The 26,376-nt window shown below is 74.3% G+C and carries 28 protein-coding genes and 1 riboswitch; of the genes, 15 read left to right on the forward strand and 13 right to left on the reverse strand.

The window, feature by feature from the left end; all coding sequences use genetic code 11:
* Window positions 1-218 precede the first annotated feature (218 nt).
* Window positions 219-455, forward strand: a complete 237-nt coding sequence (locus tag ACFSJS_RS09720) for a hypothetical protein (RefSeq protein WP_380898903.1) — start codon at window positions 219-221, stop codon at window positions 453-455.
* A 786-nt stretch (window positions 456-1,241) separates the two neighbouring features.
* Here ACFSJS_RS09720 and ACFSJS_RS09725 read toward each other — a convergent pair.
* The 3 genes from ACFSJS_RS09725 to rpmB all read right to left on the reverse strand — a co-directional run bounded on the left by ACFSJS_RS09725 (window position 1,242) and on the right by rpmB (window position 3,174).
* Window positions 1,242-1,865, reverse strand: coding sequence for a tyrosine-type recombinase/integrase (locus ACFSJS_RS09725; protein WP_380898948.1), 624 nt, complete (start codon window positions 1,863-1,865; stop codon window positions 1,242-1,244).
* Window positions 1,866-2,632: 767 nt separating this feature from the next.
* On the reverse strand, window positions 2,633-2,938 hold the full coding sequence (gene rpsN, locus ACFSJS_RS09730) for a 30S ribosomal protein S14 (RefSeq protein ID WP_380898904.1): 306 nt from the start codon (window positions 2,936-2,938) through the stop codon (window positions 2,633-2,635).
* A complete protein-coding gene (gene rpmB / locus ACFSJS_RS09735; protein ID WP_380898905.1) occupies window positions 2,938-3,174 on the reverse strand; it encodes a 50S ribosomal protein L28 in 237 nt (78 codons plus the stop codon). The genes rpsN and rpmB overlap by 1 nt, the downstream gene beginning before the upstream one ends.
* Before the next feature lie 69 nt (window positions 3,175-3,243).
* Between rpmB and rpmG the strand changes: the two genes are divergently transcribed.
* From rpmG to rpsR, 4 genes are read left to right on the forward strand one after another with little or no spacing between them, the layout of a single operon-like run.
* On the forward strand, window positions 3,244-3,408 hold the full coding sequence (gene rpmG, locus ACFSJS_RS09740; protein ID WP_380898906.1) for a 50S ribosomal protein L33: 165 nt from the start codon (window positions 3,244-3,246) through the stop codon (window positions 3,406-3,408).
* Between the two features lie 47 nt (window positions 3,409-3,455).
* Window positions 3,456-3,710, forward strand: coding sequence for a type B 50S ribosomal protein L31 (locus ACFSJS_RS09745; RefSeq protein WP_380898907.1), 255 nt, complete (start codon window positions 3,456-3,458; stop codon window positions 3,708-3,710).
* A complete protein-coding gene (locus ACFSJS_RS09750; RefSeq protein ID WP_380898908.1) occupies window positions 3,710-4,861 on the forward strand; it encodes a CobW family GTP-binding protein in 1,152 nt (383 codons plus the stop codon). The genes ACFSJS_RS09745 and ACFSJS_RS09750 overlap by 1 nt, the downstream gene beginning before the upstream one ends.
* 51 nt (window positions 4,862-4,912) lie before the next feature.
* Window positions 4,913-5,149, forward strand: coding sequence for a 30S ribosomal protein S18 (gene rpsR, locus ACFSJS_RS09755; RefSeq protein WP_380898909.1), 237 nt, complete (start codon window positions 4,913-4,915; stop codon window positions 5,147-5,149).
* A gap of 104 nt (window positions 5,150-5,253) precedes the next feature.
* Here the strand turns inward: rpsR and aztA are convergent, their stop codons facing one another.
* Entirely contained in the window at window positions 5,254-6,003 is a 750-nt protein-coding gene (gene aztA / locus ACFSJS_RS09760) for a zinc ABC transporter ATP-binding protein AztA (protein ID WP_380898910.1), read from the reverse strand.
* A 61-nt stretch (window positions 6,004-6,064) separates the two neighbouring features.
* Here aztA and aztB point away from each other — a divergent pair, with 61 nt between their 5' ends.
* From aztB to aztD, 4 genes are read left to right on the forward strand one after another with little or no spacing between them, the layout of a single operon-like run.
* Window positions 6,065-6,901, forward strand: coding sequence for a zinc ABC transporter permease AztB (gene aztB / locus ACFSJS_RS09765; RefSeq protein WP_380898911.1), 837 nt, complete (start codon window positions 6,065-6,067; stop codon window positions 6,899-6,901).
* Window positions 6,902-6,938: 37 nt separating this feature from the next.
* Window positions 6,939-8,156: a hypothetical protein gene (locus tag ACFSJS_RS09770; RefSeq protein ID WP_380898912.1), complete on the forward strand. Its 1,218-nt coding sequence runs from the start codon at window positions 6,939-6,941 to the stop codon at window positions 8,154-8,156.
* A 53-nt stretch (window positions 8,157-8,209) separates the two neighbouring features.
* Complete coding sequence (aztC, locus tag ACFSJS_RS09775; protein WP_380898949.1) at window positions 8,210-9,097, forward strand: zinc ABC transporter substrate-binding protein AztC; 888 nt, start codon at window positions 8,210-8,212, stop codon at window positions 9,095-9,097.
* A 49-nt stretch (window positions 9,098-9,146) separates the two neighbouring features.
* Window positions 9,147-10,346 (forward strand): zinc metallochaperone AztD, encoded by a 1,200-nt coding sequence (gene aztD / locus ACFSJS_RS09780; protein ID WP_380898913.1) that lies wholly within the window; start codon window positions 9,147-9,149, stop codon window positions 10,344-10,346.
* 218 nt (window positions 10,347-10,564) lie between these two features.
* Here the strand turns inward: aztD and ACFSJS_RS09785 are convergent, their stop codons facing one another.
* Complete coding sequence (locus ACFSJS_RS09785; RefSeq protein WP_380898914.1) at window positions 10,565-11,347, reverse strand: phosphotransferase enzyme family protein; 783 nt, start codon at window positions 11,345-11,347, stop codon at window positions 10,565-10,567.
* A 222-nt stretch (window positions 11,348-11,569) separates the two neighbouring features.
* Here ACFSJS_RS09785 and ACFSJS_RS09790 point away from each other — a divergent pair, with 222 nt between their 5' ends.
* The 3 genes from ACFSJS_RS09790 (at window position 11,570) to ACFSJS_RS09800 (ending at window position 14,004) form a co-directional block, all read left to right on the forward strand.
* Complete coding sequence (locus tag ACFSJS_RS09790) at window positions 11,570-12,130, forward strand: hypothetical protein (RefSeq protein ID WP_380898915.1); 561 nt, start codon at window positions 11,570-11,572, stop codon at window positions 12,128-12,130.
* A 290-nt stretch (window positions 12,131-12,420) separates the two neighbouring features.
* A complete protein-coding gene (locus tag ACFSJS_RS09795) occupies window positions 12,421-13,041 on the forward strand; it encodes a hypothetical protein (RefSeq protein WP_380898916.1) in 621 nt (206 codons plus the stop codon).
* A 15-nt stretch (window positions 13,042-13,056) separates the two neighbouring features.
* On the forward strand, window positions 13,057-14,004 hold the full coding sequence (locus tag ACFSJS_RS09800) for a transporter substrate-binding domain-containing protein (protein ID WP_380898917.1): 948 nt from the start codon (window positions 13,057-13,059) through the stop codon (window positions 14,002-14,004).
* Window positions 14,005-14,106: 102 nt separating this feature from the next.
* Here the strand turns inward: ACFSJS_RS09800 and ACFSJS_RS09805 are convergent, their stop codons facing one another.
* The 3 genes from ACFSJS_RS09805 to ACFSJS_RS09815 all read right to left on the reverse strand — a co-directional run bounded on the left by ACFSJS_RS09805 (window position 14,107) and on the right by ACFSJS_RS09815 (window position 17,970).
* Window positions 14,107-14,868: an alpha/beta fold hydrolase gene (locus tag ACFSJS_RS09805; RefSeq protein ID WP_380898918.1), complete on the reverse strand. Its 762-nt coding sequence runs from the start codon at window positions 14,866-14,868 to the stop codon at window positions 14,107-14,109.
* 126 nt (window positions 14,869-14,994) lie between these two features.
* Window positions 14,995-17,337: a phosphoketolase family protein gene (locus tag ACFSJS_RS09810; protein ID WP_380898920.1), complete on the reverse strand. Its 2,343-nt coding sequence runs from the start codon at window positions 17,335-17,337 to the stop codon at window positions 14,995-14,997.
* Window positions 17,338-17,658: 321 nt separating this feature from the next.
* On the reverse strand, window positions 17,659-17,970 hold the full coding sequence (locus tag ACFSJS_RS09815; RefSeq protein WP_380898921.1) for an STAS domain-containing protein: 312 nt from the start codon (window positions 17,968-17,970) through the stop codon (window positions 17,659-17,661).
* 502 nt (window positions 17,971-18,472) lie between these two features.
* On the opposite strand from ACFSJS_RS09815, the gene ACFSJS_RS09820 reads away from it, so the two are divergent.
* Entirely contained in the window at window positions 18,473-18,736 is a 264-nt protein-coding gene (locus tag ACFSJS_RS09820) for a type B 50S ribosomal protein L31 (RefSeq protein WP_380898923.1), read from the forward strand.
* 118 nt (window positions 18,737-18,854) lie between these two features.
* On the opposite strand, the gene ACFSJS_RS09825 is transcribed toward ACFSJS_RS09820, so the two are convergent.
* A complete protein-coding gene (locus tag ACFSJS_RS09825) occupies window positions 18,855-19,955 on the reverse strand; it encodes a carboxylate-amine ligase (protein ID WP_380898924.1) in 1,101 nt (366 codons plus the stop codon).
* Between the two features lie 294 nt (window positions 19,956-20,249).
* Entirely contained in the window at window positions 20,250-20,642 is a 393-nt protein-coding gene (locus ACFSJS_RS09830) for an ArsR/SmtB family transcription factor (protein ID WP_380898925.1), read from the reverse strand.
* Between the two features lie 94 nt (window positions 20,643-20,736).
* Here ACFSJS_RS09830 and ACFSJS_RS09835 point away from each other — a divergent pair, with 94 nt between their 5' ends.
* Window positions 20,737-22,722 (forward strand): heavy metal translocating P-type ATPase, encoded by a 1,986-nt coding sequence (locus ACFSJS_RS09835; protein WP_380898926.1) that lies wholly within the window; start codon window positions 20,737-20,739, stop codon window positions 22,720-22,722.
* A gap of 226 nt (window positions 22,723-22,948) precedes the next feature.
* Here ACFSJS_RS09835 and ACFSJS_RS09840 read toward each other — a convergent pair whose 3' ends face one another.
* Window positions 22,949-23,356, reverse strand: coding sequence for a (2Fe-2S) ferredoxin domain-containing protein (locus tag ACFSJS_RS09840; protein ID WP_380898927.1), 408 nt, complete (start codon window positions 23,354-23,356; stop codon window positions 22,949-22,951).
* A gap of 42 nt (window positions 23,357-23,398) precedes the next feature.
* Window positions 23,399-23,585, reverse strand: a riboswitch (cobalamin riboswitch).
* A gap of 57 nt (window positions 23,586-23,642) precedes the next feature.
* Window positions 23,643-24,026 carry a MerR family transcriptional regulator gene (locus ACFSJS_RS09845; protein ID WP_380898951.1) on the reverse strand — a complete coding sequence of 128 codons (384 nt, stop codon included), beginning with the start codon at window positions 24,024-24,026 and terminating at the stop codon, window positions 23,643-23,645.
* A gap of 367 nt (window positions 24,027-24,393) precedes the next feature.
* On the opposite strand from ACFSJS_RS09845, the gene ACFSJS_RS09850 reads away from it, so the two are divergent.
* Window positions 24,394-25,896 carry a SulP family inorganic anion transporter gene (locus ACFSJS_RS09850; protein WP_380898929.1) on the forward strand — a complete coding sequence of 501 codons (1,503 nt, stop codon included), beginning with the start codon at window positions 24,394-24,396 and terminating at the stop codon, window positions 25,894-25,896.
* Between the two features lie 58 nt (window positions 25,897-25,954).
* Here the strand turns inward: ACFSJS_RS09850 and ACFSJS_RS09855 are convergent.
* On the reverse strand, window positions 25,955-26,376 hold a 422-nt coding region (locus tag ACFSJS_RS09855; protein ID WP_380898930.1), incomplete at its 5' end, for an aminotransferase class III-fold pyridoxal phosphate-dependent enzyme.

Raw genomic sequence — 26,376 nt, forward strand, 5'->3', positions numbered from 1 at the left:
AGATCCGTTATAGCGTCCTGTTGCTGCTGTCACCGGACAGGGCGACAGTCACACCATGCGGCGCCAAAACACGTTGCCGCGCGGACGGCTCTCGGCATCATCCTGGGGGCGTCATCATGCACGGCGGCCGGGTGCTCCAACACCCGGCCGCCGCAGGAACCAGCGGGCCATCACCCGCTGATCAGTAGCTCAACCCAGTCATAGATTGGAGCTCAGTTATGAGAGTACCAACCCAAATTCCGGTGAAGCCGGTTCCGTCACCTGCTGGGACGGCCAGCGGTAACCGGATTTCCGGATGGACCTCCTTCCTCGCCAGCCTGTCGATCTCGCTGCTGGCGGCCGGGGCCGCGGCGCTGATCCCCGCGCCGGAGGTCCGGCCAGCGCCGGCGCCGGTGACCGTCGAGGTGCACCAGATGTGCACGGGTGACGGTGCGGTCTGCCACTTCAAGCGGTAACCGAACACGCGGAAAGTCCCCGCCCCGGGTATCCGGGACGGGGGCCTACGTGCCCCCTCTATGGGCACTACTTCGCAGGTCAGCCCCCGCTACCCCAGTAACAACCCCCCGCTAGCCTCGATCTTTCGTGACGGCCCGCCGACGAAGTCGGCGGGCCGTCACGAAAGATCGAGGCTAGCGACAGCGATGCGTGGAGCCGCGCAAGAGCAAGTTCCAAGGCATGATGAGTCAGTTAACCCAGCAGACGTTCCTCGTTACGCCAGGCCCCCAGCAGAAGACCCCCTGCTCGGCTTGGGCAAAGTCCCACCATGGGCCCCGCGAGCCCATTCAGCTCGGCCGTGAAGGCGTCGTTCAGCCCCTCTGCCAGTGCGCACCGTACGAGTCGACCAGTGCCGGGAGTCGTCGTTCACGCCGTTTCCGGGGCACAAGGACCGCCTCCTGTGGAAGCCACACAAGAGGGTTCATACTGGATGTGTGGCATGGACTGCCCTCGCACGGCAGTTCTTTGGGGACCAGCCGGGGACCACACGGTGTGCGCGCACCCGAACGACCGGGGTGTTCTTCACGCAGCACCGGGCCGGAAAGCACCGATTGCCCCAAGAATGGCGTCCTTGGGCCGGACTGGGGGTCAAGGGGTCGCAGGTTCAAATCCTGTCGTCCCGACAGTATGGCCAGCGGGTCCGCCGGATACGGCGGGCCCGCTGACTCATGTTCGGGCGACGGTGATGCCCGAGTGATGCCGCCGCCCAGATCGGCCGGTCACCCGTCACCGTCCGGCACCGCAGCTCACGCGGCCTGGACCGCTCCGGTCGGCCTGTGGTCGCGGTCGGCGCCCTCCGGTGCGCGGCCCGGGGCTCGCACCGCGTCCCGGGCGGCGTGGGGCAGCAGGTGGCCGTAGAGGTTGACCGTGGTGGACAGCGTCGAGTGCCGCAGCGTCTTGGGGACCACCGTCGGCGGTACACCGGAGCTGATCATGATCGTGGCGGCCGTGTGCCGCAGGTCGTGCACCCCGATCCTGGGCAGACCGGTCTCCGCGGCCCGGCGGCGCAGGGTTGCCAGCGCCTGCCGGGGACGCAGCGGTGAGGGTCGTAGCAGCGGTCGCGGTGGTGGAGCAGACCGGTGCCGTCGTCCTCGCGGCCGGTGAAGGTGTGCCGGTTGGCGGAGGGTATGCCGGATGCGGTGGGGTGCCCGTAGGGGTCGTAGGCATAGGTGATGGTGCCGTCGGCGTCGGCCTCCGAGGAGGTGGACAGCCGTGCCGGGCCTTCCTCCCGGGCAGCCCTGGGGGCCGGCACCACAGCCCGCGACAGGGCGGTCGGCGTCGTGTGCCGAAGACGGCCGCCGCTCCGGAGCCCGCCGCCGCCTCGACGCCGAACTCCAGTTGCCGGCCGGGCCTGGTGATCCGGCCTTCAGCTGTCGGGTCGGTGTCGGAGAGGGTGCCGGCCCGTACCGGTGCCGGCAGCCGCAGCGTCATGGTTCCGGTCGCCGCGCCGTCGGATTCGAGCGTCACCGTGTGCTTCTCACCGGGCGTCAGCCCTGTCGGATACTCGGCGCCGGCAGCGTTGCCCGGCACCAAGCCGAGGTGGCTGCCCTCTCCTCTCTCGGCGGGGACCAGCCGGAGGTTGGCGTGCTCCGGCGCGGTGTTCCCCGTGGCGGCGAAGCCGAGGGGGACGTCGTCGGCGGCGGTGGACTCCGCGCGTACCCGTCGGCCCGGACGGTTGAGCGTCACCGGTGCGGGATCTCCGCCGGGCACCGGCTCCACGCGCACATCGGTGGAGAGCGTCAGGTCCACCGAGCCGGTGGCTCGCCCGCAGGGGCCGATGACGATCCGGTAGGCGCCCGTCTCGGGAAGGCCGGCCAGGGCGGCGGTACCGGCGTATCCGGCGGACACGACCTTGTCGCCGACGGCCTCGGCTCCCGAGGGGGCGGTGACGCTCGCCCCGAGCATGTCGGTGATGGTGTTGCCGGTGACGCCCGCGGTCGGATCACCGTGGGTTCCAGGCCGGTTCCGTCACCGCTTCGGGCCTTCCGGCGTCGCGAGGCAGGCGACCGTCCCCTCCCCCGCTCCCGGGGTCCCGCGCGCGCCGAGCCGGAGCGCGCGGGACCCCGGTGATCGCGGCAGCGCGCAGCCCGGGACGCGCCGGAGGGCTCCGCCGGCCGCTTCACCGCGAAGGGATGTGTCACCAGGAGGACTTGGTGACTCCGGGGAGGAATCCGGCGTGGGCCTGTTGGCGCATCCGCACCCGGGAGAGCCCGAACTTGCGCAGGTGGCCGCGTGGCCGGCCGTCCACGGCGTCGCGGTTGCGCACCCGGGTGGCGCTGGCGTCGCGCGGCTGGCGCCGCAGTTCCGCCAGGGCGGCGACCCGCTCCTCCTCGGTGGAGGAGGAGCGGCGGAGGATCTCCTTCAGCTCCGCGCGCCGGGCCGCGTACCGGGCGACGGTCGCCCTGCGCTTCTCGTTCTTGGCGATCTTGCTCTTCTTGGCCATCAGACCCTTCCTCCCCGGGCGCGGATGCGGGCGACGGCGGCCTCGATGCCGATGGCGTCGACGGTCTTGATCCCCTTCGCGCTGAGGGTGAGCCGGACGTGGCGGCCCTCGCTGGGCAGCCAGTACCGCTTGCGCTGGATGTTGGGGTCGAAGCGGCGGGGGGTGCGCCGGTGGGAGTGGGAGATCTTGTTGCCGAAGCCCGGCTCGGCGCCGGTGAGCTGGCAGTGGGCGGACACGGGGGTTCCTTCCTCTCGGTGGACGGCTTCCTTTTTGGTAATGGAAACCATTGTCATATACTAGCGGCCATGGCACGCAGTGAACTCCGCCCGGTCGTCAAGCTCCGCTCCACCGCGGGGACCGGCTACACCTACGTCACCCGCAAGAACCGCCGCAACGACCCCGACCGCATGGTCCTGCGCAAGTACGACCCCCTCGCCCGCCGGCACGTCGAGTTCCGCGAGGAACGCTGATCCGCACCGGCCCCCGCCCCTCCCGCACGGACCCGAAGGACACCGCTGTGAAACCCGGAATCCACCCCCCGTACGGCCCCGTCGTCTTCCGCGACCGGAGCGCCGGCTTCGCCTTCCTCACCCGCTCCACCATGACCAGCGACAAGACCATCGAGTGGGAGGACGGCGCCACCTACCCCGTCGTCGACGTCGAGATCTCCTCGGCGAGCCACCCCTTCTACACCGGCACCCAGCGGGTCCTGGACACCGCCGGACGCGTCGAGCGGTTCGAGCGGCGCTACGGGAAGCACGGGAAGCGCTGATGGCGGCCGGCCGCACGCTCCCCGTGGTGGTCGTCGCCGGACTGCACTCCGACGCCCGCCGGCAGACCGTGGAGGGACTGCTGCGGACCGTGCCGGACAGCGTGGCGCTCCACCACGACCTGTCCACCGCCGCCGACGGCACGGTGACGCTCACCCTGCGCGACGCCTCGGGCGAGTTGTCCTCCGGTGAAGCGCCGCTGGTCAACGACTGCGCGTGCTGCGCCCTGCGCGAGGACCTCGTCCCGGAACTGGAGCGGCTGGCCGCGGGCGGCCTGGCCCGGCTGGCCGTCGTCGAGCTGTGGGACTCCGTCGAGCCGAAGGGCATGGCCGAGCTGGTCACCGCACACGGCCACGACGCCCTGGAGCTGGTCGGCGTCGTCACCGCCGTCGACCCCGCGCTCGTCCTGCCCTGCCTGGCCAACGGCGACGACCTGGCCGAAGCCGGCCTCGCCGCGGCACCCGCCGACCAGCGCACCGTCGCCGACACCTGGGCGCGGCAGCTGGAGTACGCCCCCGTGCTCGCCGTCGCCGACAGCGAGGAGGCCGACGAGACCGACCACGCGCTCCTCGCCCAGCTCCACCCGGCCGCGCGCCGGGTGCCGGTCGGCTCACCGGAGCTGGCGGAGGCCGCGCTCGCCGGATTCGATCCGGCGATGGCCGCCGCCGCGCAGCACCCGGCCTGTTCCCGGCTGCCCCAGGAGGCCGAGGAGGCCGGAGTGGGCACGCTCGTCTGGCGCCGCCACCGGCCCCTCCACCCCGGACGGCTCCACGCGGCCCTGGAGGACCTCGCCTGCGCCGCCGCCCGCAGCCGCGGCCGCTTCTGGCTCGCCGACCGCCCCGACACCCTGCTGTCGTGGGACTGCGCCGGCGGCGCGCTCTGCGTCGAGAGCGCCGGACCCTGGCTGGCGTCCCTGCCGGACGCCGCCTGGGAGATGGCCGACCCCGTCCGCAGGACGGCCGCCGCGCTGGACTGGCATCCCGAGCACGGCGACCGCTGCCAGCACCTGGTCTTCACCTCTCCCGGCCTGGACCGCGAGGGCATCACCGGCCTGCTCGACTCCTGCCTGCTCACCGACGCCGAGTACGCCGCCGGACCCGAGGCGTGGAAGCACCTCGGGTCCGCCTTCGACTCCCTGCTGGACCCCGCCTGAGCCTCCGAGCCGGTCCGGCACCCGACCCGCGAGAACCGAGGAGCCCATCTCATGCCCCGCCGCCCCGACCCCCGCAAGCGGGCCGCGCCCCGTCCCAACCCCCTGGACGCGGCCGGCATCACCTACGTCGACTACAAGGACACCGACCTGCTGCGGAGGTTCATCTCCGACCGCGGCAAGATCCGCAGCCGCCGCGTCACCCGCGTCACCGCCCAGCAGCAGCGGCAGCTCGCCCGCGCGGTCAAGAACGCCCGCGAGATGGCGCTGCTGCCCTGCGCGGGCCGGTAGCCGGCGTCCGCCCCGCGGGAGGACGCCGGTCCCCACCGCCGCCGGCACCCGCTCCTCGCGGGGCGCCGGTGGCGGTCCGTCCCGGCGGGGTCCGCCCGGTGGCCTCACCCCCGGCCCCGCCGGGCATCCGTCCGCTCCTCCGCCGCAGGAGGCCATGCCTGCCGGGGGAGCCCCCGGACGCGCCCGAGCGCCTCACCGGTCAGCACCTCGCGGGGCGAGCCGGCCCCGGCCGGCCGGCCGGCGTGGAGCAGCAGGCAGTGGTCGGCCCGTCCGGCCGCCGCCGGGTCGTGGGTGACGTGGACGACGGTGACGCCTTCGGCGGCCACTTCTTCGAGCACTTCGGTGATCCTCCGCTGCGCCTCCAGGTCGAGGCCGGCGGTCGGCTCGTCGAGCAGCAGGAGGTCGGCCTCCTGGGCGAGCCCCTGGGCCACGAGCGCACGCTGCCGCTGCCCTCCGGAGAGCTCACCGAGCCGCCGCTCCGCGAGGTCGCCGATGCCGAGCCGGTCCATGCACGCCCGGACCACCGAACGGTCACGCGAGGACATGCGCCCGAACAGGCCGAGGCGCCCCCACCTGCCCATCGCGACGGTGTCGCGCACCGTGACCGGCAGCGTGTCGGAGACGGCGCTGCGCTGCGCCACGAGGGCGGGGCGGCCGGGGGTGCGGTGGGCCACCGTCCCCGCCATGACGGGTACCACGCCCGCCAGCACGCCCAGGAGCGTGGACTTGCCCGATCCGTTCGGCCCCACGACGGCGGTGACGGCCGACGCCGGTATCCGCGCGCTGAACCGGGACAGAACCACTCGCCCCGCATGGCCGGCCGACACGCCGTCGAGGGTCACCTGCTGCTTCACCTGGGCATCTCTCCCACACCACTTTGAAATGACAACGGTTTTCATTATATGTTCATGTGCCATGGAGTGGTTGACCGGCCCCTTCGAGGTGGCCTTCGTGCAGCGCGCCCTGTGGGGCGGCGTCCTGGTGTCGCTGGTCTGCGCCCTGGCCGGCACGTGGGTGGTGCTGCGCGGCATGGCCTTCCTGGGCGACGCGATGTCGCACGGCATGCTCCCGGGAGTCGCGGTCGCCTCGCTGCTGGGCGGGAACCTCCTGGTCGGTGCGGCCGTGAGCGCGGCCGCCATGGCGCTCGGGGTCACCGCCCTCGGCCGTGCCCCCCGGCTGTCGCACGACACGGGCATCGGCCTGCTCTTCGTGGGGATGCTCGCCCTGGGCGTGATCGTCGTTTCGCGCTCCCAGTCGTTCGCCGTCGACCTGACCGGGTTCCTCTTCGGGGACGTGCTCGCGGTGCGCGGGAGCGATCTCGTCCACCTCGCCGCGGCCCTGGCGGTCGCCCTGGTCGTCTCCGCGGCGGGACACCGGCCGTTCGTCGCCCTGGCCTTCGACGAGCGCAAGGCCCACACCCTGGGCCTGCGCCCCCGTCTCGCGCACGCCGCGCTGCTGGGGCTCCTGACGCTGGCCATCGTCGCCTCGTTCCACGTGGTGGGGACGCTGCTGGTCTTCGGCCTGCTGATCGCGCCCCCGGCGGCGGCCCTGCCCTGGGCCCGGCGCATTCCGGCGATCATGGCCGGCGCCGCGTGCCTGGGCACGAGCGCGACCTTCCTCGGCCTGCTGCTGTCCTGGCACCTGGGCACCGCTGCCGGAGCGACGATCGCCGCGGTCGCGGTCGCGCAGTTCCTGCTCTCCCACCTCGCCGCCGGCCTCCGACTCCGCCGGCCCTCCCCCGCCAACTCCTGAACGTCCTCACCCCCTGAACGGAGTGCAAGCGCTCGCCATGAGACACGCCAAGACCCGCGCGGCGGCCGCCCTCGCCGCGGCCGCGCTGCTGGCCGGCTGCCAGAGCGGCCCGGACCGCGCCGAGTCCGCCGAGGCCGAACCGCCCCCGTCCGCCGTACCCCACGGATACGTCGAGGGGGCCGAGGAGACCGCCGAGCAGCAGCCGCGCCTGGTGATGGCGGACGCCCGCACCGGCGGGATCCACGTCCTGGACCTCACGACCGGGGACGTCACCCGCGTGGGACGGATCGAGGGGGTGCGGGACATCGCCACCGACGGCCGGTTCGCCTACCTGGGCACCGGCGAGGGGACCCACGTCGTCGACAGCGGCGCCTGGACGGTGGACCACGGCGACCACGTCCACTACTACCGCTCGAAGATCCGCGCCCTCGGGGAGATCGGCGCAGGACGGCCGCAGCACGTCCACGGCGACACCGCCCTCACCGCGGTCACCTTCGACGGCGGCGCCCGGCTGTTCGACCGCGCCGCCCTGGAGGACGGCGACGTCGGCGGGGGACGCCCCGTCACCGGCCGGTCCGGGCGGGGACCGGTCGTCCCCTACCGGGAGCACCTGCTGGTCGCGGGAACGGGTGCCGCGCAGGACGCCGTCGAGGTGCGCGACCGGGAGGGGGCACCGGTGGCGTCCGTCGCCGAGCGGTGCCCGCAGACGCGCGGCACGGCCGTGACCCGCCGCGGTGTCGTCTTCGGCTGCTCCGACGGAGCCCTGCTCGTCACCGAGGAGGACGGCGGGTTCACCGGGGAGAAGATCCCCTACGGAGGGCCCGTGGACGCCGGCGACCGGGCCGTCGCGTTCGACCACCGGCCCGGCAGCACCACCCTCGTCGCCACGGCCGGCGACGACGCGGTGTGGGTGCTCGACATCACCGAGCGGACCTGGAAGAAGGTGGAGACCGGCCCCGTCGCCGCCGTCAACACCGCAGGCGAGGGCACGCCGCTGCTCGTCCTCACCGAGGACGGCACCCTGAGCGCGTACGACCCCGCCACCGGGAAGCGGACCGCGAGCACCGGCCTGCTGGCCGGGGCGCCGCCGGAGCAGACCGCCTCGGCGGTCATCGAGGTCGACACCAGCCGCGCCTACGTCAACGACGCCGCGGCACGGAAGGTCCACGAGATCGACTACAACGACCGTCTGCGGCGGGCCCGCACCTTCGCCCTGGACTTCACCCCCACCCTGATGGTGGAGACCGGACGGTGAGGGCCGGTCCCCCGGCGGCCCGGCGCCGCACCGCGGCGGCCCTCCTCACCGCCCTGGCCTGCGTCCTGCCGCTCCTCGGCGGCTGCTCCGCCGGCGGCGGCGACCGCCCGGGCGTGGTGGTCACCACCAACATCCTCGGCGACATCACCCGCAACGTCGTCGGCGGCGAGGCCGAGGTGACGGTGCTGATGGAGGCAGGGGCCGACCCGCACTCCTTCGGCGTCTCCGCCCCTCAGGCCGCCCTGATCGAACAGGCCGACCTGGTGGTGTACAACGGGCTCGGACTGGAGGAGAACGTCCTGCGGCACGTGCACGCCGCGCGCGAGGCGGGTACCGCCACCTTCGCCGTCGGCGACGCCGTCGACCCCCTCCCCTACGCCTCGGACGACACGGCCGGACAGCTCGACCCCCACTTCTGGACCGACCCCCACCGCGTCCGCACCGCGGTCGGCCTCATCGCCGAGCAGGTCGTGGAGAACGTCGGCGGCGTCGACGCCGCCGCGGTGCGGAGGAACGCCGACCGGTACGGGGCGGAGGTCGAGGACCTCGCCTCCTGGATGCGGGAGCGCTTCGACGCCGTCCCCCGCGACAGGCGCAGCCTGGTGACCAACCACCACGTCTTCGGATACCTGGCCCGGCGGTTCGGCTTCCGCGTCATCGGCGCCGTCATCCCCAGCGGCACCACCCTGGCCTCCCCCAGCGCCTCCGACCTGGAGTCCCTGGCCGGCGCGGTCCGGAAGGCGAAGGTCCGCGCGATCTTCGCCGACTCCTCCCGGCCCGACCGGCTGGCCCACGTCCTCCGGCGCGAGAGCGGCCTGGACGTCGAGGTCGTCCCGCTGTTCTCCGAATCCCTCACCGGGGAGGGCGGAGGAGCCCCCACCTACCTGGACATGATGCGGGCCAACACCACGGCGATAGCCGACGGCCTGGGCACCGACTGACCCGCCGGACCCTCCCGCGCACGGGTCACGAGAAAGAGAGAACACCGACATGAACCACACGGCACGCCCCACGAAGGCCGCGGGCATCGCCCTCCTCCTGGCCACCTCCCTCGCGCTCACCGCGTGCGGCGGGCAGGGGGACCAGGGGACCCGGCCCCCGGCGAAGAAGGCCGACGCCGGATCCGGCGTCCCGGCCCCGGCCGTCGAGGACCCGGTCGTCGCCACCTACGACGGCGGCCTCTACGTCCTGGACGGCGAGACCCTCGAGATCGCCCGGGACATACCCCTGCCGGGGTTCAACCGGGTCAACCCGGCCGGCGACGACCGCCACGTGATGGTCTCCACCGCCACCGGGTTCCGCGTCCTGGACGCGGCCGGCGGCACGCTCACGGACATCGAGTTCCCCGGGGACAAGCCCGGCCACGTGGTCCACCACGCCGGCCGGACCGTGCTGTTCTCCGACGGCACCGGTGACGTCACCGCCTTCGACCCCGACGACCTCGCCGGCGGAAAGCCGAGGACCACCACCTACACCTCCCCCTCCCCCCACCACGGCGTCGCCGTCGAACTGGCCGACGGCCGCCTGGTCACCACCCTGGGCACCGAGGAGAGCAGGACCGGCATCACCGTCCTCGACGGGAACCGCAAGGAGATCACCCGCAACGAGAAGTGCCCCGGTGTCCACGGTGAGGCCACCGCCGAGGACGAGGCCGTCGTCGTCGGCTGCGAGGACGGCGTCCTGATCTACCGGGACGGCGCCATCACCAAGGTGGACAGCCCCACCGAGTACGGCCGGATCGGCAACCAGGCCGGCTCCGAGGCCTCCCCCATCGTGCTGGGCGACTACAAGAAGGACGCCGACGCCGAACTGGAGCGCCCCGAGCAGGTCTCCCTGATCGACACCCGTACCGGCCGGCTCCGCCTGGTCGACCTCGGCACCAGCTACACCTTCCGCTCCCTGGCACGCGGCCCGCACGGCGAGGCCCTCGTCCTGGGAACCGACGGAGCGATCCACGTCATCGACCCCGAGAAGGCGGAGGTCACCCGGACCATCCCCGTCGTGGACCGGTGGCGCGAACCGCTGGAGTGGCAGCGGCCCCGCCCCGCGATCTTCGTGCGCGACCACACCGCCTACGTCTCCGACCCCGCCACCCGCAGGCTCCACGCGGTCGACATCGAGTCCGGCAAGCGGCTCGCCACGGTCGACCTGCCCAAGGCACCCAACGAACTCAGCGGCGTGAAGCACTGACCCTCCACCGGGCCCGGCAGGGCCGTGCCGGGCCCGGTGGACAGGCTCCCGCCCCCAGGAGGAGTTCCGCTCCGCCAAGCCCGGCACCCGGAGCGAGCCCGATGCCGCGGCCGTCCGGGCCGCCGACCGCCACGGGCCCGCTCGCGCACGCGGGCGAGACGACCGGACGCCCCGGCACCACCGCCGAACGCGACCGGGTCGGGCCGTGAAGGACGGGCTCAGCCGGCGAGCAGGGCGCGCAGCCACCGGTCCTCGCGTTGCTCGATGTATTCGGCGTCGTTCCGCCAGGCGTCACCGTGGCCCTCAGCCCACAGCCTTGCCCAGGGCCGGACACCTCGGGCCGCCTGGTCCCGCAGGAAGTCGTGCATGGAACGTGTACGGCGCCCCAGCAGGGGGACCAACCGGCGACGTTCGGACTCGTCGAGACCGTACGCGTCGGCGAAGACCCGCAGTCGTTCCGCCGCGTCCGGGCGCTGCCAGTCCGGATGGGCGGACAGCGGGACGAACCCGTGAACGGCGTAGGCGACATCCCACAGGGAGGAGCCGGGGCCTGCCGCGTCCCAGTCGATGAGGGCCCACCGCGTCTCGTCCGCGACCACGAGGTTCCAGGGGGCCAGGTCGTTGTGGGCGATGATGTCGCTGCCCTCCGGAGGGATCAGCGCCTGCCAGTGCGCGTCGGGCGGGGGTGTGAAGTCCTGCACGGCATCGTGGAAGTCCCGGATGAGGCGTGCCACGCGAGCCAGTTGCCGAGCAGGCTCCACCAGCGAGAACCGGTCGGGCCGGACCACATGTCCCGGCATGAAGGTCAGGACCTCACGTCCCTGGTCGTCGATGCCGAGCGGGCGGGGCGCCGCGCCGAATCCCACCTCGTTCAGGTGGGCGAGCAGGGCGTGCACGGAGGGGGTCCACGGTCCTGCCGGACGGCGAACGGTGTCGCCGACGCGAACGACACCATCGCTGACGTTGCCGCCGGGCAACGGCTGTTCGTCATCGTGCTGCATCGGACCAGTGCGGCGGACCGGCCCGCCGCGACCCCGCCCCCCGGCACTCCGGCCTGCGGCTGCGGGGCCGGAATGCCACCCCGGCCCGGAAGGTCCCTGCGGAAGCGCCCCACCCCCGAGAGCGCCGGTCGCCGAGCGGCCCGACCCCTAAGGCAGCCCTCCGGGTGCGCTGGGGGATCGTACCGATACCCCGCAGCCGGACCGGACGGGGAGCGTAGGGACATGACCTCAGTGGCGCGCACAACCCGACTGCTCCCCGTTCTCATCCCCTTCCTGCTGCTGTGCTACGGCGTGCTCCGCCTGGTCGACGGCATGGACGGCGACCACGGCCCGGGGGTGGCCTGGAACCTCGGCCACACGTTCTTCCTCGCCGCCTTCCTCCTGTTCGGCGCCTTCGTCGTGGAGTTGCGCCGCCTCGTTCCCGCGGCCACCGTCCGGATGCGAACCGCCGCCAGTGCCGCCATGGTCGCCGCAGTCTTCGGCGCGGGCTGCTTCGTCTGGGTTGCTCTCGGCGACCTGTTCCCCGGCTTGGCCGACTCGGCCCCGCTGCCCGGCCTTCTCACGTCGGCAGGCCCGCTCGCCTTCCAGCTCGGCATGCTCACCCTGCTGGCCATGCTGGCAGCCGCACCGCCCAGGCGGCTGCCCGTGTGGAGTCCGGCGCTCGTGTTCGTGTCCTTCGCCCTGATCACGGTCAGCCTCGACCTGATCCCGCTCGCGGCCGTCGTCCTCATGGCCGGCCTCGCGCCGCTGGCCCGCGACCGCACCCTCCGCACAGCGCCGTAGGCCCGCAGGCCGCGTCGGCGGCAACGGTCGGCCGGGGCCCGGGAGCAACGGCGACGCCGCCAGGCGGACCGGCGGAGCCGCGGCGGGTGCCCCCGGGCAGGGGAGCGGGGAAGCAGCCGTCGACGGCGGGCGGGCACCCGGCCGTCCCTCGCCCTCCAGCCGCCTCCGCGGCGTGGGCCGCAACGGCGTACTTTTCGGAATCGCGTACCGAAATCCCTACCCACCGGGGGGAGTTGTGCGTCACCATGGGCCTGCACCGAGAGTATCGGTGTGCCAACGGGGGGTTGGGGATGAAGCTCGTCGAAATCGTGCGGCAGACGCCGTGGGCCGTGGTGCTCCTGGTGGTCCTGGCGGCCACGCTGGCCGTGCTTCCTCTCGCGCTGCTGCCGGGCAGCCTGTCGACCGTGCAGGCGGTCCTCGCCTCGGTGGGCAGCATCGTCCTGCTCGTCTTCGCGCTGTTCGGCCTCGTGCACGACACCTTCTCGGCGTGGCAGCTGGTCGCCGCCCTGTGCGTCCTGGTGCTCGTGGCGGGGAGCGCCCTGTACGGCTGGCGGCTCGTGGAGCAGTCGCGCCCCCTCACGGTGACCGACGAGGTGAAGCTCACCGGCGCGGAGCAGATGGAGCACGAGGCGGTGGCGTTCCTCACCGTGAAGGTCCCCCGGCCACGGGACCTGCTGCGCGTCACCCTCGGGATGGAGGACCTGAGCCACGGGTCGCAGTGCGGCCCGTCCAGCGTCCTGCGGCTCACCGGAGCCGGGCTCGACGGGGCCGTGGAGACCGGGGCCGGCGAGGAGACTCCGGTCGCCCTCGACAGGGACGAGCGGACGGTGCGCCTGAAGGTGGAGCTGAGGACGGACGAGGGCTGCTCCGTCTCCCTGGACGTGGAGAAGGCCGTCCTTGTGAACCGCTGAACCACGGGAGCCACGATGAGTTCGAAGATCCGATTCGCCACCGCGGCGGTGTGCGGCGCGCTGCTGACGGCGGCCTGCACCGGAGGAGGGGGCGGCGTGGACGCCTCCTCCACGAGTCCTCTCCCCGGGAGCACCTCCCCCACGGCCTCTCCCCCCGAGGAACCCACGGCCGCACCCTCGTGGGGAGGCGTCAACGTCGCCGTGAAGTACGACCAGCCCGGCTTCAACTTCCGGGACGACGGGACGGCGCGTTCCGGCTTCGAGAACGACCTGGCGCTCTTCCTCAAGCGCGCGCTGGGCTTCAAAGGCATGGCGTACAGCGACGTGCCCTCCAAGGACCGGGAGAAGGTCCTGGTGGAGGGCACGGCGGACCTGGTGATCGCCACGTACTCCATCACCGCCGACCGCGAGAAGAAGATCGACTTCGCCGGGCCGTACCTCCAGACGCGGCAGGGGCTGCTCGTCCGGAAGGGCGATCGCTCCATCAAGGAGATCAAGGACACGGCCGACAAGGTCGTCTGCACCGTCGAGGGGTCCACCTCGGACGGGAACGCCTCCGTGCCGTCCATCAGGAAACAGCTCAGGACGCTGATGCCCGAGGCCGTCGTCGACCTCCGGACGGACTACTCGGACTGCGTCGCCCGCCTGGAGGCGGGGGAGGTCCACGCGGTCTGGACGGACCTGGCCGTGCTGTACGGGTTCATGGAGCACCACAAAGGCGTCGAGGTCGTCGAGAACCTGGAGATCGGTTCGCCCCAGCGCTACGGGATCGGTGTCCAGGAGGGCCGGGAGGAGCAGTGCCGGCAGATCGCCGAGAAACTGCGGGACTTCCTCAACTCCCCCGACTGGGGCGGCTACTTCAAGTACCACTTCTCCGGCCTGGCCGACCGGGACCCGGAGTTCGAGCAGAAGCACAAACCGAACCCGGAGGACATCGACAAGTACTCCTGCTCGGACGACTGAGGCCGCCCGGGCCGCCCCGGGCGCCGGGCCGGACGGTGGCGGCCCGGGCCGGTGCGCCCACGGCGCTCGGCCGGCGGGGTGCCGGTGCGCGCTGACGGCCCTTCACCGGCGCCGGGCGGCCCCGGCGATGAGGGCGGCGGTGAGATCGCCCTGCCGGTAGGGGAAGTTGTGGGCCCCCGGGACCGTCCTCACCCGTCCGTTCGGTGCGGCGGTCGCCAGCCGCCGGGCCCACTCCTGGGGGGCGAGCGCGTCGTGCGCGCCCCGCAGGACCAGGGTCGGGCAGGTCACCCGGCCGATGGTGCGCTCGGGTGCGTCGTGCAGCGCGGAGCGCGCGTACCGGAGCATCTCCCGCGCCCCGCCGCGGACGTAGTACGGCACGGTGGCGCCGAGTTCGCCGGGCGCCTCGTGCGCCAGCGTGCGCGCGAGGGCCCCGAGCAGGCCGGGCGCGCGGCGCAGCGCGGGCGGGAAGGTCGGCCCCATCAGCACCAGCGACTCCACCGTCTGCGGCCGGTCCGCGGCCACCCGCAGCGCGACCTGGGCACCGGTGGAGTGCCCCACCAGCACGACGGGCCCCCGGGGGACCGCGGTCAGCCAGGCGGAGACCGCCTCCGCCAGGGCGGGGATCCGCGCGGGGCAGGCCCGGGGCTGCCGGTGGCCGAATCCGGGGACGTCCAGGAGGAACGACTCCGCCCACGCGCCGCAGCCCTCCAGGGCGTCCAGCAGGTAGCCCAGGGCCCCCAGGCCGGGGACCATGACCACCTGGGGACCGCGTACGCGGTCCCCGCCCGTGTGCAGGCTGCGTATCCTGCGTCCGGCCGCCTCGTCCCAGCGGACCGCGTACCGACGTCGTCCGGTTGCGTGCATGGAGGACGTGTTCCCCTGCGCCGCCCGCTCACAGCCGGCCGGGCCGCCCGGCCGGGGCCCGCACGTGCGGCACCGTCGGGTGGGGGTGGAGGGAGTCCGCGCCGACCGCCGAGGCGTCGGGGCGGCTCACGGCTGCCACCTCCATTCGGTGATCTCGGCCGGGTCGGCTCCCGTGCGGCGGATCTCCGCCCGCAGCCGGTCGCGCCGGCGGCCGTAGGAGGCGGCCAGGTCCGCGGCTGCGGAGTGCCCGCGCAGATGGCGCAGGGCGGTGACCGCGAGGTCGTGCCGGGAGACGCCGTTGGCCACGAGCAGGTCGTGGGGCGTGGTGGTGGTGCCCTCCTCGACGTACCCGCGCACGTGGAAGCGGTCCGGGCGGGGGCGGCCGTGCAGCAGCTGGTGGACGGCGGCGGGGTAGCCGTGGAAGCCGAAGACGACGTGGGTGTCGGTGCCGAACAGGTCGCGGAACTCGGCGTCCGCCATGCCGTGGGGGTGCCGGTCCGGCGGGGCCAGGGCGCACAGGTCCACGACGTTGACGACGCGGATGCGCGCGGCGGGCAGGTCGCCCCTGAGCAGGTGCGCGGCGGCGAGCGTCTCGACGGTGGGGATGCCGCCCGCGCAGGCGAGGACCAGCTCCGGATCCTCGCCGCCGTTGGTGGAGGCCCAGCGCCAGGTGGAGGCGCCCGCCGCGCAGTGCCGGCGGGCGGCGTCCAGGTCGAGCCACTGGGCGGCCGGGTGCTTGCCGGCCGCGACCAGGTTGATCCGGCCGGTGTCGGCGAGCAGCCGTTCCATGGTGACCAGGAGGGTGTTGGCGTCCGGCGGCAGGTACACGCCGGTCACGGTGCTCTTCTTGGTGAGCAGGTTGTCGATGAAGCCGGGGCCCTGGTGGCTGTAGCCGTTGTGCTCCTGGCGCCATCCCTCGCTGGTCAGCAGGTACGTCAGGCTGCTGACGGGGGTGCGCCAGGGCACCTCGTGGGACATCTTCAGCCACTTGGCGTACTGGTTGAGCATGCTGTCGACGACCGGGGCGAACGCCTCGTAGGTGGGGAACAGGCCGTGCCGGCCGGTCTGGAGGTAGCCCTGCAGCCAGCCCTGGCAGGTGTGCTCGGAGAGCACCTCCATGACGCGTCCGCCGCGGGAGAGGTCCTCGGCGTACCCGTGCACGGGCCAGGTGTAGGCGCGGCCGCTCGCGCCGAGGACCTCGTCGAGCTTGTTGGAGGCCAGCTCGTCCGGCGACATGATGCGGAAGTCCCGGCTCTCCTCCGTCCGGCGCATGACCTCCGTCAGCCAGCCGGCCAGGACCCGGGTGGGGCTCGCGGTGGCCGTCCCCGGACCGCCGGGGACGGCGACGGCGTACGGCTCCGGCGGCGGCAGGTCCAGCGGACGGCGCAGCCGGCCGCCGTCGCCTGCCGGCCGCATGCCGATGCGCCGCTCGCCGGCCGGGCAGGCGGCCAGGACGTGGGGCCGGGGCCGGCCGTCCTCGTCGAACAGCTCCTCGGGCCGGTACGAGCGCAGCCACGCCTCCAGGGCCGCGAGCTGCTCGTCGTCCTCGTGGACGCCGGCCAGCGGGACCTGGTGGGCGTGGAAGGTGCCCTCGATGCGCTCCCCGCCGACCCGGTGCGGGGCGCCCTGCCCCTTGAGGCTGCGCAGCACGATCATGGGCCAGGCCGGGCGCTCGTCGGGGTCGCCGGCGCGTGCGCGGCGCTGGATGCCGGTGATGGCGGTGTGGGCGTCGAGCACGGCGTCCGCCACCGGGTCGCCGCCGGGGTCCGCCGTCACGTCGACGATGCGGGGGTCCCAGCCGTAGCCGCGGAACAGCGCCGTCAGTTCGGCGTCGGTCATGGTGGCGAACAGCGTCGGGGAGGAGATCTTGTAGCCGTTCAGGTGCAGGACCGGCAGCACCGCGCCGCCGGTGGCGGGATCGAGGAACTTGGTGGAGTGCCACGCTCCCGCGGTCGGTCCCGTCTCGGCCTCCCCGTCCCCGACGATGCAGGCCACCAGGCGGTCCGGGGCGTCGAAGGCGGCGCCGAACGCGGTCGACAGGGCGTAGCCGAGTTCCCCGCCCTCGTGGATGGTGCCGGGCACGGCCGGGGAGAGGTGGCTGGGGAAGCCGTCGGGAGCGCAGTAGCGGCGCGCCAGCTCCCGCAGGCCGCTCCCGTCGCGCGCCAGCGCCGGGTCGTAGTCCTCGTGCGTGCCCTCCAGCCACAGGTTGGCGTGGTTGGCCGGGGCGCCGTGCCCGGGGCCGGTGACCAGCAGCACGTCGGTGCCGCGTTCCCGGACGAGCGTGTTGAGCGCCGCGTACACCAGGGTGATCCCGGGGCACGAACCCCAGTGGCCCAGCAGCCGCGGCTTGAGGTGCTCGCGGCGCAGCGGCTCCCGCAGCAGCACGTTGTCCCGCAGGAAGATCAGCGCGGCGGCCACATAGTCGGCGGCCCGCCGGTACGCCCTCGTTCCGTCCCGCTCGGATCCCATCGGACACCCTCCTCGGCCACATCCCGGCTGCTCGACCACGGCTCGGCTCGGTGGCGTGTCCCCAGGGGTACCCGCCACAGCCCGGCCGCCCCCCCTCGACCGGGTCCACCGCCGCCCGGACCGCCCCGCACCGGCCGTACGGCCGGTGCGGGGCCGAGCGCCGGTACGTCCCCGCCTGCCCCGGTACGGCGCGTCCGATGTCACCGGGGCGCCTGCGGTCCCCGGCGCTCCGGTGGCCCGCCCCCGGTCGCCGCATCGCCGGGCCGCCGCGGGGCGGGCCGCAGGAGGCCGGTCACCGCCGGGTGGCGGATGCGGGGCCGGTCAGCCGGCGAGGGTGAAGATCCCGGCCAGGCGCACCAGGTCCAGCAGCCGGGCGGGCTGGTCGCGCGCGCCCGCCAGGTCCAGGCGGGCGCCCCGCTCACGGCAGTGGTGCTCCAGGGCGATCAGGGCGTGCAGTCCGGCGGAGTCCATGAACGACACCTCGGACAGGTCCACCACCAGTCCCCGCAACTCCCCTTCGGCTTCCCGCACCGCACCGGTCAGCGCCGGTGCGGTCTCGTGGTCGATCTCGCCGCTGGGGTGCAGGGTCACCGTGTTGTGTTCCCGGCTGACGGCGACGGGCAGAGGAGGCATGGCCGTCCGGTTCCCCTTTCCGGGGCGGTACGGCCCGCACCGACCGGCACCGCCTCCGGCGGGACACCCCGCAGGCAGCCGCACCCGATCACCACGGGCCGAGCGTGCGCAGTCCCGCCGAGGCGACGGGGTGCTCCCCCACCGTCACACACCCGGTCCCTTCCGTACCACCGCCCCCGCCGATCGGCACCGGATCTCCACCGGAGCACGGGCCAACCTCCCGCCGGACGGCGCCCCGGCCGGGGAGCCGGCTCCGCCGCGTCAGGGGCTCGCGTGCTTGCCCCGCCCGCCCGGGGGAGCACCGCCGCGCCCCCGGCTCCCGGCAGGCGGCCCCCGAGCGCGAACCGGCGGGCACTCCCTGTCCGGGCGGTTCGCGCCGCACGGGTGAGGGCACTCGTGGCCCCGGACGGGGTCCTGTCCCCGTGCGGACGGTGCGGACGGCCCGGCGACGTCCCGCGGAGGGCGGACCCCCGATCACGAGCGCGGCAGTGGAGGAGCAGCCATGCAACAGGACAAGCACCCCGACTACGGTCCCGTGGTCTTCCGCGACAAGTCCGCCGGGTACGCCTTCCTGACCCGGTCGACCGCGCACAGCGACCAGACCATCGAGTGGGACGACGGCCAGGTCTACCCGGTCGTCGACGTCGAGATCTCCTCGGAGAGCCACCCCTTCTACACCGGCAGGGCCCGCGCCGTCGACGCGAAGGGCCGGATCGCCAGGTTCGAGCAGCGCTACGGCAAGCCGGGGCAGGCCCCGCGCTCCTGACCGGCCGGACGGTGCGCGTCCGCCGGGCAGAGGCGCGGCGGCACCGGCCCGGGGGATCGTCCGCCGCCGATGCGGGAGTCCCCGCGTCGGGGACCGGGCGGCCCGGCGGCGGGCGGCGTCACCAGGACGAGGCGGTGGTCCGGGTGGCGAGCAGGCGCAGCAGTGCGTCCGGACCGTCCCGGAGCAGCCGCCGCTGCCGGTCGGCGGCGGTGCCCTCCTGCAGCAGCCGGTGGACCAGGGAGTCGACCTGGCGGGCGTCACCGGCCTCCTCCAGGGCGGGAGTGATGTGCTCCATCAGCCCGCCGACGACGTCGCCGGCCTTGCGGGGCCGGTGGGTGCGCGGGTCGAGCAGGGTGTCCGCCATGCCGTGCCGGGCGGCGTGCCAGCCGGCCGCGGCCAGGAGTTCGGGAGGCGGCACGGGGAGGGGAAGGCCCGCCTCCTCCTCGCGCAGGGCGGTGACCACCAGGGCGCGGACGATGCCGGTGAGCATGACGGCGTCGTCCGCGCGCAGCTGGACGTCCATGGCGCGGACCTCGACGGTCGGGTAGCGCTCGGAGAGGCGGGCCTGCCAGTACAGCTGGCCCAGGTCGCGGATGACCCCCGTGGCCAGCAGGTCCCGGAGGCGCCGGTCGTGGTCCGCGGCGCCGGCGAACAGCGGCGGGGGGCCGCTGACCGGCCACCGGCCGAAGACCACGGTGCGCCAGCTGGCGAAGCCGGTGTCGGTCCCGTCCCACAGCGGCGAGTTCGCCGCCATCGCCACCAGGACCGGCAGCCAGGGCCGCAGCCGGTTCAGCACCGCCACGCCGGTGCCGCGGTCGGGGACGGCCACGTGCACGTGCATGCCGCTGATCAGCTGCTCGTCGACCAGCCGCGGGGCACTGACGTGCAGGGCCCGGTAGCGCGGGGTGTCCGTGACGGGCGAGGGGACGACGGGGGCGAAGGGGGCCGCGCCGCAGGCGGCGAGCCGGCAGCCGGCTTCCTCGGCCGCACCGCCGAGGGCGTGGCGCAACCGCAGCAGGTGACCGCCCACCTCCTCCAGCGTCCCGCAGACGGGCGTGGCGATCTCCACCTGGACCTGGAGCAGTTCGGGGTGGACCTCCCCGGTGCCCAGCGCGGGCTGCAGCCCGGCCGCCGCGAACACCCTCTCCGCCAGCGGCACCGGCCGGCCGCTGTCCGGGTCCAGGAGCAGGTACTCCTCCTCCACCCCCATGGTGGTCATGGCTTCCTCGTTTCGCGATGGCCCCCGGCGCCGCCCGGCCGGCCGGCCGGGCGGCGGAGGCGTCCGCAAGGTGGCGGTCGCACGGCGGAGCCGGTCCCCGGGCCCGCCGCGCGCTGTCGCCGGGGCGGCCGTGGCGGGCGGTTCCGGGCGGCGGGGGCACGGATGCGGCCTTCCGGGTGGCGGCTCTTGCTGCGTGCCCCGGGCGGTACGCGGTAAACGCCGCCCCGGCCTGCTCGGGGCGGTCGCCGGCCGGTGCGTGCCGCCGCGCGGGCGGGTGCCGGGGCCGGCGGCCGTTCAGGGAGCGGCGGCCGGAGCGGGTGTCGCGCCGGGAGCGTCGGTGATGCCCAGGCGCAGGTGCTCGACGTGGTAGAGGGCGTGGTCGAGGAGCTCGGCGACGTGGTTGTCGTACAGGGCGTAGACGACGGAGCGGCCCCGGCGGGTACCGGTGACCAGGCCGAGGGTGCGCAGGACCCGGAGCTGGTGGGAGCAGGCGGACTGCTCCATGCCGACGGCGGCGGCCAGTTCGGTGGCCGGGCAGGGCCCTTCGCGCAGCCGGGCCAGGATCAGCAGCCGGGAGGGAGTGGCCAGGGCCTGGAGGGTCTCGGCGACCTTCGGCGCATTCTGCGCGGTCAGCCGGGTGCGCGGGACCGCGCCGCCGTTCTCGGGGGATGTCGCTCCATGGCCCATGGCCCCATCCTACGGAACCGGATACATGAAGAAATGTTCAACTGTTCCTGTATGGTGAGGCCGTCGAAGTCCGAGCCCACCGAAGGCCCTGCCGATGACCTCCACACTGAACGCCCCGGCACCGCCGGGACGGAGCGCCGCCGCCCCCGCGCCGCGCCGCCGCACCCGGATCCTGTCCCTGCCCGAGGCCCGCTGGGCGCTCGCCGCCCTGCTGCTGTTCCTCACCGCCCTCCCCCCGTACCTGCTGGGAGCCCCCGCATGGCTGTGGGGCCCGCTGTTCGCGGCCGTCTACGCCGCCGGCGGCTGGGAGCCGGCCTGGGAGGGGTGCAGAGCGCTGAGGGAGAGAACCCTGGACGTGGACCTGCTGATGGTCGTCGCCGCGCTCGGCGCCGCCGCCATCGGCCAGGTCCTCGACGGTGCGCTGCTGATCGTCATCTTCGCCACCTCCGGCGCCCTGGAGGCGATCGCGACCGCCCGCACCGCCGACTCCGTACGCGGCCTGCTCGACCTCGCCCCGGCCACCGCGACCCGGCTGCTGCCCGGCGGCGGCGAGGAGACCGTTCCGGCCGGGGAGCTGGCAGCCGGGGACACCGTCCTGGTCCGGCCGGGCGAGCGGGTCGGCGCGGACGGCCGCGTCCTGACCGGTGAGAGCGAGGTGGACCAGGCCACCATCACCGGTGAACCGCTGCCGGTGGCCAAGCAGGCCGGGAGCCAGGTGTTCGCCGGCACCGTGAACGGCACGGGCGCCCTCACGGTGCGGGTGGAGCGGAACCCCTCGGAGACGGTGATCGCCCGGATCGTGGCGATGGTCGAGGAGGCGTCCGAGACCAAGGCCCCCACCCAGCTGTTCATCGAGAAGCTCGAACAGCGCTACTCCGTCGGCATGGTCGCCGCGACCCTGGCGGTCTTCGCCGTCCCGCTCGCCCTCGGCGACACGCTCCAGTCCGCGCTGCTGCGCGCGATGACGTTCATGATCGTGGCCTCGCCGTGCGCGGTGGTGCTGTCCACGATGCCACCGCTGCTGGCGGCCATCGCGAACGCCGGCCGCCACGGCGTACTGGCCAAGTCCGCGGTCGCCATGGAACGCCTCGGGCAGGTCGACACGGTCGCCCTCGACAAGACCGGCACCCTCACCGAGGGCACCCCGCGCGTCGCCGAGCTGCGCCCCCTGCCGGACAGCGGGCTGACCGACGACGGCCTGCTGGCCCTGGCGGCCGCGGCCGAGCACCGTAGCGAGCACCCGCTGGCCCGCGCCGTGACCGGTGCCGCCCGCGAACGCCGCCTCACCGTCGCCGACGCGACCGGCTTCGCCTCGGCCCCCGGCCGGGGCGTGAGCGCCACCGTCGACGGCCACACGGTCCAGGTCGGCTCCCCGGCCCGGCTCCTGCCCGCCGGCGCCGACCGGGCCGACTCCCGGGCGCGGCACCTGGTGCGGGACCTGGAGGACGCCGGGCGCACCGCGGTCGTGGTCCTCCGCGACGGGGTCCCGGTCGGCGTCCTGGGCATCGCCGACCGGCTGCGGCCGGACGCCGCCGCCACCGTCGCCGCGCTGACCGAGCTGACCGGGCGCCCGCCGGTGCTGCTGACCGGCGACAACGAGCGCGCCGCGCAGCGCCTGGCCGCGGAGGTCGGCATCACCGACGTCCGCGCCGGCCTCCTCCCCCAGGACAAGGCCGCCGCCGTCCGCGCGTGGGAGCGGCAGGGCCGGAGGGTGATGGTCGTCGGCGACGGCGTCAACGACGCCCCCGCACTGGCGGCCGCGCACTGCGGCGTCGCGATGGGCCGGGCCGGCTCCGACCTCGCCCTGGAGACCGCCGACGCCGTCGTGGTCCGCGACGAACTGGCCACCGTTCCGGCCGTCGTGAGGCTGTCCCGGGCCGCCCGCCGGCTGGTGGTCCAGAACCTCGCCGTCGCCGGGGTGTTCATCGCCGTGCTGGTCGCCTGGGACCTGTTCGGCACCCTGCCGCTGCCGCTCGGCGTCGCCGGGCACGAGGGGTCCACCGTCGTCGTCGCCCTCAACGGCCTGCGCCTGCTGCGCGGGACCGCCTGGCGGAACGCCTCGGCGGCGCGACCGGCGTGACGGGGCGCACCCGCCGCGCCGTTCCCGCGGGGGCGCCCGGCCGCGGGCGGTGACGCCCCCTGGGGCACCGGCCGGGTCCGTCCTTCGCTTGGCACAATATTTCCCCGGGACCGGCACCGGGGACGGGGCGCCCGCGCCGGGTGCCCGCTCCCGGCCGCGGCGCCCGGCCGGGGTGGTGCGTCCGGCCGGGGTGGTGCGTCCGGCCGGGCGCCGCGGGGCGGACCGGTCAGCGCACGGGTGCGGTGTCGCGCGGCGGCGCGTCCGGCCCGGCCCGGCGACTCCGCGGCGCCGGGAAGACGTACAGCTCCAGCACGTCGGGGCAGGGCGCCAGCCCCGGACCGCCGGCCCGGATCCATGCGGCGACGTCCTCGGTCGCGGCGGGGTCGTTGACCAGGCCGAGCCAGACCGGTCGGCCGCCGGCCGCACGGCCGGCGGCGGAGGGCTGCACCACGACCACGTTCGCCCGCTCGCACACGTCCAGGCAGCCGGAGACCCTGACCCGCGTCTCCCGGCGCAGACGCGCGAGCTGCGCGGCGTGGTCGACGCCGGGCACCTTGGAGGTGCCGCAGCAGCAGTCCCGGCACACCGTGACGCGGCACGGCGCCGGCCTCTTCTCGCGTGCTTCCCTGGGCACGACGGCACGCTCCTCTCTTCCGGGGAGATCCGCCCCGGGTCCGTTCGAGGAGGCGACCGCGTGAGTCTCCTGGCTCTCGGGTCGCCGCTCGTCCCGGCCTTCCCGCCCGCCCGGGGGCAGTGGCGTGTCCGGGATCCGCTCGCCGATCACAGTGGCGGGACCGCGCCGGAGTCGCACCGGCTTCCTCGTTCCGCCGTCGCCTGTTCGCCCGCCATCATCGCAGGGACCCCCGCAGGCGGGCGGCCCGCCCCCGGCGCGCCTTTGCGGCTCCGGTGGCGGCGGGGCGTCAGGCGTCGGCGCGGAGCCGGCGGCGGAGGGTGGCGGCGAAGTCCTCGGCGGCCATGAGCTGGGCGCGCAGTTTCTCGCAGCGGGCGTCGGCCACCTTGCGGTAGGTGTCCAGGCGCTCACGCAGGCGGTCCCGTTCGGTGTCCTCCAGCGGTTCCGCGGAGGAGAGCCTGTCGGTGATCGTCAGCAGGTCCCGCATCTCCTCCAGGGAGAAGTCCAGCGGCTTCATCCGGCGGATGACCATCAGGCGGTCCACGTCGGTGGCGGTGTAGAGCCGGAAGCCGCCCTTGGTGCGGGCGGAGGGGACGACGAGGCCGACCTCCTCGTAGTGCCGGATGGTGCGCAGCGACAGACCCGTCCGCTCGGCCACCTCGCCGATCTGCATCCGTCGCTCGTCCGTCACGGTCGCTTCCCCTCTGATGCCCGAACATTTTTCGGGTTCGTGGTGTCCAACCCTACCGCGTGACAAGGATCACAAGCCACCACAGGGGATTCACCTGCGATTTACAGGACAGCGGACGAAATCATCTCTCACGTCAGGGTAGGGTCTATCCAGGGGCGGAACACCGCCCTCCCGAGTCCCGTCGGGCGACGACGCCCGACCGGCGGCCCTCCCGGGCCCGCCGATCCCCTGGTCCGGCCCCCGTCGGGGACGACGGCCGCGGCCCGACCGGCACCCCCGCTCCCGCACGGAGCCGCGCACCCTGCGCGCGCACGCCCGCCGCCTGCGCGCCCGACACGGAAACGGATGCATGTCCGCTGACACCTCCGCGGCCCACCGGCCGCGCCTGCCCCGCCCCGTCTGGCTCTCCTCGGCGAAGGTCTTCCGCACCGAGGTGCTGGCCGGACTGGTCGTCGCCCTGGCCCTGATCCCCGAGGCGATCTCCTTCTCGATCATCGCCGGCGTGGACCCGGCCGTCGGCCTGTTCGCCTCCTTCACCATGGCCGTCACCATCGCGGTCGTCGGCGGCCGGCCGGCGATGATCTCGGCCGCCACCGGGGCGGTCGCCCTGGTGATCGCCCCCCTCAACCGCGAGCACGGCCTCGGTCATCTGGTCGCCGCGGTCATCCTGGGCGGCCTGATGCAGATCGCGCTGGGCGCCCTGGGGGTGGCGAAGCTGATGCGCTTCGTGCCGCGCTCGGTGATGGTCGGCTTCGTCAACGCCCTCGCCGTCCTGATCTTCATGGCCCAGGTGCCCGAGCTGCGGGACGTCCCCTGGGCCGTCTACCCGCTGGTGGCCGCCGGCCTGGCCCTGATGGTGCTCTCCCCGAGGATCACCACGGTGGTGCCCGCCCCGCTGGTGGCCATCGTCGCCCTCACCGCCCTCACCGTCGCCGCCGGGATCGCGGTGCCCACCGTCGGCGACAAGGGCGAGCTGCCCGACTCCCTGCCCGCCCCGGGCCTGCCCGACGTGCCGTTCACGGTGGAGACGCTGACCACCGTCGCCCCCTACGCGCTGGCACTGGCGCTGGTCGGGCTGATGGAGTCGCTGATGACGGCCAAGCTGGTGGACGACATCACCGACACCCGCTCCAACAAGACGCGGGAGTCCATCGGCCAGGGCGTCGCCAACGTCGTCACCGGCCTCTTCGGCGGCATGGGCGGCTGCGCCATGATCGGCCAGACCATGATCAACGTGAAGACCTCCGGCGCCCGCACCCGGCTGTCCACCTTCCTCGCCGGTGTCTTCCTGCTGGTCCTGGTCGTCGTCCTGGGACCGGTGGTCTCCACCATCCCGATGGCCGCCCTGGTCGCGGTGATGGTCCTGGTCTCCTTCGCCACCTTCGACTGGCACTCGGTCCACCCGAGGACGCTCCGGCGGATGCCGCTGGGCGAGACCGGCGTGATGGCCGTCACCGTCGCCGTGGTCGTCGCCACCCACAACCTCGCCGTCGGCGTCATCGTCGGCGTCGTCACCGCCATGGTGGTCTTCGCCAAGCGCGTCGCCCACCTCGCCGAGGTCACCGCCGTGACCGACCCCGACGGCACCAGCGTCGTCTACGCCGTCACCGGGGAGTTGTTCTTCGCCTCCTCCAACGACCTGGTCTACCGGTTCGACTACGCCGGCGACCCCGACAGCATCGTCATCGACCTCTCCGCCGCCCACATCTGGGACGCCTCCTCCGTGGCCGCCCTGGACGCCATCGAGACCAAGTACGCCGCCCGCGGCAAGAAGGTCACCATCACCGGGCTCAACAGGGCCAGCGCCGAGATGCACGGCAGGCTCGCCGGACGGTTCGCCGACAGCCACTGACGCGCGGCGGCCCGGCCCGTTCCGCCGTGGAGCGGGCCGGGCCGGGGCGGGACGCGCCTCAGACCGTCTCGTCGACGGCGCGGGCCAGGATGCGCAGGCCCTCGTCCAGTTCCTCGGGCGTCGCGGTCAGCGGCGGGAGCAGCTTGACGACCTCGCTCGCGGGGCCGGAGGTCTCCACGAGCAGGCCGAGCTCGAAGGCGCGGGAGCAGATCCGGGCGGCGTGCCCCCGGTCGGCGAAGGCCAGCCCCCAGGCCAGGCCGCGGCCCCGGTATCCGGCGCCGCGCCGGCGGTGTTCGGCGGCGATCTCGGCCAGCGCCTCCTCCACCCGGCGGCCCCGGGCGAGGGTCTGCTCCTCGGTGCCGCCGTCCGCCCAGTAGGCGTCCAGCGCGGCGGTGGCGGTGACGAAGGCCGGGTTGTTGCCGCGGAAGGTGCCGTTGTGCTCGCCCGGCTCCCAGATGTCCAGCTCGGGGCGGAACAGGG

Origin of the sequence: Streptomyces desertarenae (assembly GCF_042681365.1) — a bacterium.
GTDB classification, from domain to species: Bacteria; Actinomycetota; Actinomycetes; order Streptomycetales; family Streptomycetaceae; genus Streptomyces; species Streptomyces desertarenae.